A 10124-nucleotide genomic window follows, 5' to 3' on the forward strand; every position below is an offset into this window, starting at 1 on the left:
TGCCTCCGGTGCTCGACGATGTCCGCGCGTGGCGCCGGTTGCTCGACGACCACCTGACGCTGGCCGCCGTGGCCGACGGGTCCCCGAGCCTGCCGCTGTCGCCGGGTCAGGTCGAAACCGCTCCGCCCGTGAGCACCCGGCCGGCTCGGGTGATCATCAGGACCGGTGATCTGGTCAGAAGAAGTGGCGGCGGCTGACGCGTCGCGCGGTGCGCCGCCCGACCCGGCGGGCTATCCGGCGTGACCGGAACATGGTGACCTCCTCTCGGTGGGTCCGGTGAACCTCACAGCGGGGCCTTCTCCTGGCTGTGCAACAGCTGCGCCACATCCGCGGTGACCAACCCGATCTCGACCAGGTCCAGCGGACTGATGAACGCGTCCCCGACGCGGTAGCCGCCGGCGGCCGCGATGGCGTCCCGGAGCGGGATCGCCCAGCGGTGCTCCAGCATGATCAGTGCCGCGGCGGTGCCGTTCGGGATGTCCCCCAGTACGTCCCACGCGCCTTCCTCGGAGAACATCCGGCCCCCGGACTCGGCGGCGGCCTCCGCACCGAGAACCGCGCCGGCCGCCATGCCGTCCTCGCCGTCGATGCCGAGCCCGACCAGCGCGCCGATCTTGCTGCCCAGCTCGACGGCCTCCTCGTCGGAGATGTTCGACAGGTGCAGCACCTCGATCGCGCCGTCGATGTCCTTGTGCACCGCGACGGCGTCGATGACGTGCACGGTGTCGGTCTCCCGCAGACGTTCCAGCTCGGCGACGACCTGGCCGTGGAAGTTGGGTTCCGGGAATCCGAGGACGAGCAGTTGGACGGGCCCGATGGCCATGTCTCTTCCCTCCGGTTGTCACTCGACGGTCGAAAGGACTGTCACACGCACCGGTCCCGGCCGCCTCATCCACCGCAGGTGAGCCGAGACGCGGCGGATACCGGGCGAACACCGCGAAGGCGAAGCCCTCGGTGATCACGGTGTCCCGTTGGCGCCGCCGCCGGGGCTTCCGGCGGGTGGTTCCTCGGTCATTCCACGAGGAGCAGTGCGCGGTCGGTGTTGTTGAGTCGTCGGCCGCCGGTTTCCGTGACCGTGACGATGTCCTCGATCCGCACGCCGAACCGCTGGGGTAGGTAGATGCCCGGCTCGATGGAGAAGCACATGCCGGGCACGAGCGGCTGGTCCTCGCCTTCGACGATGTACGGCGGCTCGTGGGTGGTGACGCCGATGCCGTGGCCCGTGCGGTGGATGAACCGGTCGGCGTAGCCCGCCTCGGCGATGACGGTTCGGGCCGCTCGGTCGATCTCCGCGCACGGCACGCCCGGGCGGACGGCCTCGAACGCCGCCTGCTGTGCCGCGCGCACGATGGCGTGCACCTCGCGGACCTCGGACGGTGGCTCGCCGACGGACACCGTGCGGGTCGTGTCGGAGCCGTAGCCGTGCATCAGGCCGCCGAAGTCCAGGACCACGGCGTCGCCGGGTTCGATGACGCGGTCGCCCGCCTCGTGGTGCGGGTTGGCGCCGTTGGGGCCCGAGCCGACGACCGTGAAGTCCACCTGTTCGTGGCCGTGCTTGCGCAGCAGCCGGGCGAGGTGCGCGGCGACCTCGCTCTCGCGGCGGCCGGCGAATCGCGTGTGGACGATCATCGTGTAGGTCTCGTCGGCCGCGGCGGCCGCCATGGCGAGGCGGTCCAGTTCGCCCGTGTCCTTCACCGCGCGGAGCATCGGCAGGTTCGAGCCCAGTGCGTGGTACGTGGTCTCGGGCAGTGCGTGCCGCAGGCCGAGCAGGTGGACCGACCACGTGGCGTCGGAGATGGCGAAGCGACCGCTGGCCGGTAGCTGTGCCGCGGCCGTCTGGTACGGGTCGGATCCGTCGGCCCAGTCGACGATCCGCAGGGCGGGGGCGCCCACCGCCCCCTCGGCGTCGGGACGTTCCAGCACGGGGACGACGAGGGTGGGCACGTCGCCGGGCAGCAGGATCAACACCGTCAGGCGCTCGGTGATCGCGGTGGGGCGGTAGCCGGTCAGCCATTCGAGGTCCGGGCCGGGACCGACGATCGCGCCGTCCATGCCTGCCCGGACCGCGTCCTTGGTCGCATGCGCGAGGCGGGCCGCGTAGTCGTCGGTGGTGAACGGCGCGGGTTGCGGGTGCGTGGTCATGGTGCACGGTAGGCACCGAACGACACCACGCCGGTCATCCGTCGTGGGTGAATCTCACCCGCGACACGCGAGGGCACGCCGGTCCGGGCGGCCTAGCGTCGGGCGCACCGCCGAGGAAGCCGAGGTGATGCCATGTTGCGCAGGATGCCCGGTGTCCAGCTGGTCACGTCGTACCGGCGGCGATGGCTGGTGAAAGACCTCGTCGCGGGGTTCGTGCTCACGGCGGTGCTCGTCCCGCAGGGCATGGCCTACGCGGAGCTGGCCGGTCTGCCGGCGATCACCGGCCTGTACGCCTCCACCGCCTGCCTGGTCGCCTACGCGTTGTTCGGGCCGTCGCGGGTCCTCGTGCTCGGCCCGGACTCCTCGCTCGGCCCGATGATCGCCGCGACGATCCTGCCGCTGGCCGGCGGCGACGATCCCGCGCGGGCGGTCGCGTTGGCGTCGATGCTCGCGCTCATGGTCGGCGGCATCATGGTCGCCGCCGCGGTCGGGCGGCTCGGGTTCATCGTCGACCTGATCTCCAAGCCCACGATGATCGGTTACCTCAACGGCCTCGCGCTGACCATCCTCGTCGGGCAGCTGCCGAAGTTGCTCGGGTTCACGGTCGACGCCGACGGGCTGGTCGGCGAGTTCACCGGTTTCGTCCGCGGTGTGGCGACCGGACAGGTCGTCGCGGCGGCCGCCGTCGTCGGCCTCGGCGGGACCGCCGTGATCCTGGCGCTGGGGCGGTGGGCCCCGAAGGTGCCGGCCGTGCTGCTCATGGTCGTGCTCGCGATCATCGCGGTGTCCGTCTTCGACCTGGCCGCGCACGGTGTCAGCCTGGTGGGGGAGCTGCCCAAGGGCTTCCCGCCGTTCACGATCCCTCACATCAGGGTCGCCGACATCTGGCCGCTGCTGATCGGCGCGGTGAGCATCGCCGTGGTCTCGCTGGCCGACACGATCTCCACCGCCTCCGCGTTCGCGGCTCGCACGGGACAGCAGGTCCGCGGCAACAAGGAGATGGCCGGGATCGGCGCCGCCGATCTCGCCACCGGGCTGTTCCAGGGCTTCCCGGTGTCCACCAGCGGTTCCCGCACGGCCGTCGCGCACCAGGCCGGCGCACGTACCCAGCTCACCGGACTCGTCGGCGCGGTCCTGATCCTCCTGATGATCGTGCTGGTGCCGGGGCTGTTCCGGAACCTGCCGCAGCCGGCGCTCGCGGCGGTGGTCATCACCGCGTCGCTCTCGCTGTTCGACGTCGCCGGGTCGGTGCGGTTGTGGCGGCAGCGCAAGGCCGAGTTCCTGCTGTCGGTCGCCGCTTTCCTCGGCGTCGCGCTGCTCGGTGTGCTGCCCGGGATCGGCATCGCGGTCGGGCTGTCGATCCTCAACGTCTTCCGGCGCGCGTGGTGGCCGCACCAGACGGTGCTCGGCCGGGTGTCGGGGCTGGCGGGCTTCCACGACACCCACTCCTACCCGGACGCGGAACACCTGCCGGGCGCCCTGATCTACCGGTTCGACGCGCCGCTGTTCTTCGCCAACGCCAACTCCTTCCGCGCCGAGATCACGCGGCTGGCCCGGACCGAACCGGCGCCGCGGTGGATCGTCATCGCGGCGGAGCCGATCACCGACGTGGACACCACCGCCGCCGACGTCCTGGCGCGGCTGGACGAGGCGTTGAACGCGCAGGGGACCAGCCTGGTCTTCGCGGGGCTCAAGGACCCGGTGCGCCGCAAGCTCCAACGCTACGGCCTGACGCACACGATCGACCCCGGCCACTTCTTCCCGACGGCCGAGGCGGCGATCGCGGCGTTCCAGGCCGAGACGGGCGCCCAGTGGGTGTCCGCGGCGCCGGCCTCACCCACCGGTTGAGCGCCGGGCCACCAGCTTTCCCAGCTCCCACAACACGAACAGCGCGACGGCGGGGACGAGCGCCCAGGAGAACTGGGCCAGGGTGAGGTCGGTGGTGCCCAGCAGCCGCTGCAGGGCGTCCATCTGGACCGCGAGGACGGCGACGACGAGCTCACCCAGCATCGTCCAGTTCATGTGCCTGCTGTCGAAGGTCGCCGTGGTCAGCGCGGTGCCGGTCGCGCCGCGGCACTCGACGGCCGCCACGATCAGACACAGCGCGAACGCGGTGAACGCGACCGAGTTCGCGGTCCCGGGGTCACCGAGCGCGAGCACCACGAGCAGCCCGACGGTCGTGGCGAACCCGGCCAGGCCGACGGTGACGATCATCGACGTGGTCAGCACGGACTGCCCGCGCGGTCGGGGCGCCAGGGACATGAGCCCGGGGGTCTGCCGGTCGAAGCCGAGGGCGAACCCGAACGGGGCGTTGACGACGAAGTGGATCCACAGCACCTGGGCGGGCGTGAACGGTTCCCCCGCCGCGATGTTGAACAGGCTCGCGCCGAGGAAGGTCAGCACGAACACGACCAGGAGGACGAGTACGAAACGGACGTACTTGGTCAGGTTGTCGTAGATCTTGCGGCCCTGCTCGACCGCGAACACGATGGTCGCGAAGTTGTCGTCGGACAGGATCATCCGGCCGGCGTTCTTCGCCACCTCGGTGCCGCTGCCCATCGCGATGCCGATGTCGGCCGCCTTGATCGCCGGCGCGTCGTTGACCCCGTCACCGGTCATGGCGACGACGTCGCCCTTCTTCTTGAGCGTGTCGGCGAGGAGGACCTTGTGCTCGGGGGCGACCCGGCCGAGCACGCCGATGTCGTCGATGCGCGCGAGCCGTTCGGCCTCGGACATCGCGGCGAACTCCGTGCCGAGGACGGCGTCGCCACCGATCCCGAGGCGGCGCGCGATGGCCGCGCCGGTGGTGACGTCGTCGCCGGTGACCATCCGGACCCGGATGTGGGCGGCCTGCGCGCTGGCGACGGCCTCCCGGGACTCCTCGCGCGGTGGGTCCACCATCGCGACGAGGCTGGTCATCCGCAGGTCGGTGACGTAGCCGAGCAGATCTCCGGCCGCGTCGAAGCAGTCCGGGTCGAGATCGCGCTGGGCGGCCGCCATCACCCGCTGGCCCTGCTCCTCCATGCGCACCATGTGCCCCTCGGCCCGTGCGCGCAGCCCGGCGTCCCAGTCGACCGTGGCGCCGTCGCCGGCCCTGGCCGTGGCGGCGCGGTCCATCACCGCGGGTGCCGCGCCCTTCACGAAGCACCGCACGACCGGTCGGCCGGCGGCGTCGACCGCGGTGTGGAAGGTGGCCATCAGCTTGTAGGACGGGTCGAACGGCAGGGTGGCGAGCCGCGGCAGCTTCGCACGCGTCGCGTCGACGTCCAGGCCTGCCTTGTGCGCGAGGACGAGCAGCGCGCCCTCGGTCGGGTCGCCGACGACCGCGCCGTCGACGATCGCCGCGTCGTTGGCGACGAGGAACGGCAGGATCGCCTCCTCGATGCTCGCCGCGGCGCCCACCGGGTGGCGCACCTGCCCGTCGAGCCCGTAGCCGATCCCGGTGACCGTGTAGCTGTCGCCCGGGTCGACCACCTCGACGGCGGTCATCTGGTTCATCGTCAGCGTGCCGGTCTTGTCGGAGTTGATCGCCGAGGTGAACCCCAGCGTCTCGACCGAGGGGAGGTCCTTCACTATCGCGTTGCGGCGGGCCAGGTCGACGCTGCCGAGCGAGAGGATCACCTGGCTCACCGTGGGCAGCGCCTCGGGGATCGCGGCGATCGCCAGCGAGATCGCGCTGACGAACAGCGCGTCCCACGCCAGGCCGCGAGCGCGGCCCAGCACGAAGATCACGATCATGGTGAGCCCGGCGGCAGCGGCGATCCACAGGGTGAGTGTGTTGAGCTCCTTGGTCAGCGGTGACTTCTCCCGCACCGTGGCCGACAGCAGGCCGGAGATCTTCCCCAGTTCGGTGTCCGCGCCCGTGCCGGTGACGACGGCGGTGGCGCTGCCGTGGGTGACCGGTGAGTTCATGAACGCCATGTTGGTCTGGTCCCCGGGACCGAGGTCGCCGTCGAGCAACGGCGCGGCGTCCTTCGCCGAGGGGACGCTCTCGCCGGTCATCGACGACTCGTCGATCCGCAGCGCACTGGCCGACGTGATGCGGCAGTCCGCGGGCACCTGGTCACCGCTGGAGATCAGCACGACGTCGCCGGGGACGAGTCCCTCGGCCGGGATGGTCGCCTCGCGGCCGTCCCGCCGGACCCGCGCGGTCGCCTTCATCATCGCCTTGAGCGCGTTCATCGCGCTCTCGGCCTTGCCTTCCTGGCGCAGTCCGACGACCGCGTTGAACACGGTCAGCACCACCAGCAGCGCGGCGGTGCCCCACTCCTGGATCAGCAGCGACACCACGGCGGTGACGAGCAGGATGATCTGCATGTAGGTGCGGTACTGGTCGAGGAACCGCCGCCACCCGGGTTTCGGCTCCTCCTCGGCAAGCGCGTTGGGGCCGTTGGCCGCGAGCCGCTGCTCGGCTGTGGCCGAGGCGAGTCCGACGGCCACGTCGACGTCGAGGGCCGCGGCGGTGTCCTCCGCGGAGTACGCGTACCAGTGCGTGCCGGCCATTACTTGTCCTTGCCCCGCTTGGCCTTCCGCTTCCCGTGCGCGGCGGCGTACGGGTCGCGGGCGGCGCCCTCGGGCGCCTCGTGCTCCAGCTGCGCCTTCACCCCGAGCAGTTCGCGGCGCCGGTCCTCGCTCACCGCGGGGTACCGCGGGTCGATCTCGATGAGCGTGTGCGCGAGGACCGCGGCCGCGCAGATGCGTGCGAACCACTTGCGGTCCGCCGGCACGACGTACCAGGGGGCCCACGCGGTGCTGGTGGCGGACAGCATCCTGGCGAACGCCGCCTGGTAGTCGTCCCACCGCTCGCGTTCGCGGACGTCGGCCGCGGAGAACTTCCAGTTCCGGTCCGGCACGTCGATCCGCTTGAGGAAGCGGGTCCGCTGCTCCTCCTTCGACAGGTTCAGGAACAGCTTCACGATCCGGAACCCGTTGTCCACCAGGTAGCGTTCCCAGTCGTTGATCTCGCGGTAGCGCCGGCGCCAGAGCCCACCGTGCCGGTCCGGCTCGGGCAGCCGCTGCCGGTCCAGGTGCTCCGGGTGCACCCGGACGACGAGCACCTCCTCGTAGTGGGACCGGTTGAAGATCCCGATCTCGCCGCGTTTCGGCAGGCCGCCGGCGTAGCGCCACAGGTAGTCGTGACCGAGCTCCTCGGTCGAGGGGGCCTTGAAGCCGCGCACGTGCACGCCCTGCGGGTTGACCCCGCTCATGACGTGCCGGATCGTCCCGTCCTTCCCGCCCGCGTCGAGTGCCTGCAGGCAGACCAGGACACCGTGGGTGTTCTGGGCGGCCAGGCGCCGCTGGTAGTCGGCGAGCAGCGTGATGCCCGTCTCGAGCAGCTTGCGGCCGTCCTTCTTCCGCAGGAACTCGGCCCGGTAGGCGGGGTCGAAGTCCTTGCCGAGCCGCACTGTCGAGCCGGGTTCGACCCGCAGCGGCTCGATGAGCTCGGCCACACGTCGTGCCTGTGCTGCGGTCATCGTCGAATCCCCTCGTCGGAAGTGCCCGGAAGTCAGGCGCACCAACGTGTACCGGGGTAGTGGACAGGGCGACCTCACCCGGCCCGGGTGAACAGTGGTCAGTTCAGGCCGTACCGGCGCCCGGCCACGACGGCCTCGCGACGGTTGTTGACGCCCAGCTTCGCGTAGATCGCCCGGACGTGGGTCTTCACCGTGTTCACCGACACCGACATGTCCGTGGCGACCTCGTCCAGCGACTGCGTGGAGGACAGCCGGATGAGCACCGCGTGCTCCCGGCCGGTCAGCGGGTCCGCGCGCCGGTTGGCCATTGTGGACAGTGCCTGGCTGACGCGGGCCGCGAAGGCGTTCGCGGTGCCGAACCCGCCGACCTGTTCCAGCAGCAGCTGCCGCACCGGGGCGTCGGCCTGGTGGAACGGTTCGATCAGCGAAGCGGGCTCCGCCATGACCAATGCCGCGTTGAGCGCGCCGCGCGCCCTGGTCCGCCTGCCCAGGCGCATCTCCAGCGCGGTCTCGAACAGCATGGCCTCCAGGCGGGTGGTCGGGCGCAGCGCCGGCCGGACACCGTCGAGCACGCGGCGGACCGATCGCGCCGCCGCGTCCCACGCCCCGTGGGCGGACGAGGTCAACGCCTGCATGAGGTCCACCTCGGCGACCTCGCCGACCTGGTCGCGGGTCCGCGCCATGAGCTGTTGTGCCAGGGTCCCGTGGCCCAGGGCGAGTGCGCCGCGGAGCTCGATCAGCGCGCCCGTGGTGAGCAGCGGGGCAGGCACGTTCGCGGTGTCGTGGTCCAGGCGGGCCCGCCGCACCTGCGCCAGACCGTCCTGGAGACGGCCGGCGTCGATATGGGCCGCGCCCGTGAGCACGCCGGTCAGGTAGCGGAGCACGGGGGAGTCGGTCTCGGGAGTGAGGGCGGCGACGGCGTTGCGCGCATGCTCCAGTGCTCCGGCCGGGTCCAGCCGCAGGAGCTGGGCGAGGCCGACCATGAGGTGGTCCGCCGAGAGCCAGCGGGACGACGTCCAGCCGTGCGCCCCGGCGAGCAGGATGCTGTTCTCGGCCACCGCCGCCATGGTCGTGAAGTCCCCCTGCTGGCCGGCCAGTGTGCCCAGCACGGCCAGGCAGTCCACGGCCAGGCGGTCGAACCCGTTCTCGCTCGCCAGCCGTTCCGCCGTCTCGAGCTCGCGCCGCGCCTCTGTGCGCGCGCCCGCGCACAGGTGGGTCCACCCGAGACCGAGCCGGGTCCACGCCTCCAGCTCCGCGCCCTCGTACGCGGCCAGGACCGCGTGCCAGTCGACCGACGCCGGCGGCGGAGGCGTGCCCTGGATCACCGCCTTCGTGGTCAGCACCAGCTGGCTCATCCGCACCAGCTCGGGATCGGGATCGGCCGGCCACGTGGCCGACACGCGCGCGAGGTCCGCCGCACCCCGTGCGTAGTCGCCGGCGGCCAGGTGCGCGAGCGCGGAGATCAGGCCGAGCCGGGGGTCGTCCGCGACCGCGGCGCCGACCTTGGTCAGCGCGCTGCGGATGACCCCGTGGTCGTCGCCGGAGAACAGCACGGTCGGGGCGTGCCGGCGCAGCAGGTCCACCGCCATCCGGTCCTCGTCGGTGCGCATGACGTGGTCGAACGCCAGGTCCGGTCGCTCCCGCTCGGCGAACCACACCGCCGCTGTGCGATGCAGCTCGACGACCAGGTCGGGGCGCCTGCGGGTGAGGTCGGCACGCAGGTGTGCGCGTAGCAGCGGGTGGACCCGGAACCACTGGCGGTCCGGTCCGATGTCGAGGACGAGGTCGCTGTCGTGCGCGAGCGCGGCGAGGATCGCACCGGCGTCCTCACGGCCCGCCAGCTCGGCGGCCAGGGGCGGGGTCACCTCGTCGCACATGCTGACCAGCCGCAGGACGTCGGTCGTGACCACGGGCAGGCTGGCGAGCACCTCACTGACGAGGAAGTCGGCGATCGTCCGGTCCGTGGCCGCGAACTCGGTGAGGAACGCCTCGCGGTCGGGCGCGTGGCGCAGCGACCGCGCGGCCAGGCGCAGTCCGGCCGGCCACCCCTCGGTCTGCTCGACGAGTCGCCGCATCTGGTCCCCGGTGAGTGTCACACCGGCGAGCCGGAGCAACTCCGCCGCCTCGTCGAGCGAGAAGCGCAGTTCGGGCGCCCGCAGCTCACCGAGGAGCCCCTGGACCCGCAGCCGGGCGAGCGGTAGCGGCGGATCCGACCGCGTGGACAGCAGGAGCCGCAGGGTCCTCGGCAGGTGGCGCAGCAGTGTGGCGATGCCGCGTGCCACCTCGTCGCCGACGATCGTCTGCAGGTCGTCGAGAACCAGGTGGATCGGGGTCGGCAGTGTCGCCAACGCGTCGATGAACTCGGCGAAGAACCCGCGGGCGTCCGGGGTCACGGGCGGGCGCAGGTCGTGCAGGCGGTTCGCCGGAGGGACCGCCGCACAGGCGCGAACCGCGCTCAGCACGGCGGTCCAGAAACGTCCCGCGGTGTTGTCGGCGGCGTCGAGCGAC

General features: G+C 71.8%; 7 protein-coding genes. 2 read left to right on the plus strand and 5 right to left on the minus strand.

Features of this window, described 5'->3' with window-relative positions; all coding sequences use genetic code 11:
* Positions 1-8 precede the first annotated feature (8 nt).
* Positions 9-197 carry a hypothetical protein gene (locus ACJ73U_RS36665; protein ID WP_407782350.1) on the plus strand — a complete coding sequence of 63 codons (189 nt, stop codon included), beginning with the start codon at positions 9-11 and terminating at the stop codon, positions 195-197.
* A gap of 86 nt (positions 198-283) precedes the next feature.
* On the opposite strand, the gene ACJ73U_RS36670 is transcribed toward ACJ73U_RS36665, so the two are convergent.
* Positions 284-823: a hypothetical protein gene (locus ACJ73U_RS36670; RefSeq protein ID WP_407782351.1), complete on the minus strand. Its 540-nt coding sequence runs from the start codon at positions 821-823 to the stop codon at positions 284-286.
* 188 nt (positions 824-1011) lie between these two features.
* Positions 1012-2142 carry an aminopeptidase P family protein gene (locus ACJ73U_RS36675; protein ID WP_407782352.1) on the minus strand — a complete coding sequence of 377 codons (1131 nt, stop codon included), beginning with the start codon at positions 2140-2142 and terminating at the stop codon, positions 1012-1014.
* Positions 2143-2274: 132 nt separating this feature from the next.
* Here ACJ73U_RS36675 and ACJ73U_RS36680 point away from each other — a divergent pair, with 132 nt between their 5' ends.
* A complete protein-coding gene (locus ACJ73U_RS36680) occupies positions 2275-3990 on the plus strand; it encodes a SulP family inorganic anion transporter (RefSeq protein WP_407782353.1) in 1716 nt (571 codons plus the stop codon).
* Here ACJ73U_RS36680 and ACJ73U_RS36685 read toward each other — a convergent pair.
* From ACJ73U_RS36685 to ACJ73U_RS36695, 3 genes are all read right to left on the minus strand, one after another.
* Complete coding sequence (locus tag ACJ73U_RS36685; RefSeq protein ID WP_407782354.1) at positions 3976-6645, minus strand: cation-translocating P-type ATPase; 2670 nt, start codon at positions 6643-6645, stop codon at positions 3976-3978. The genes ACJ73U_RS36680 and ACJ73U_RS36685 overlap by 15 nt on opposite strands.
* Positions 6645-7616, minus strand: coding sequence for a polyphosphate kinase 2 family protein (locus ACJ73U_RS36690; protein ID WP_407782355.1), 972 nt, complete (start codon positions 7614-7616; stop codon positions 6645-6647). Before ACJ73U_RS36690 ends, ACJ73U_RS36685 begins: the two co-directional genes overlap by 1 nt.
* A gap of 98 nt (positions 7617-7714) precedes the next feature.
* Positions 7715-10124 (minus strand): LuxR C-terminal-related transcriptional regulator (locus tag ACJ73U_RS36695; RefSeq protein WP_407782356.1); only part of this gene is annotated, 2410 nt, incomplete at its 5' end.

This window comes from Actinophytocola sp., assembly GCF_045807065.1.
Lineage (GTDB): Bacteria > Actinomycetota > Actinomycetes > Mycobacteriales > Pseudonocardiaceae > Actinophytocola.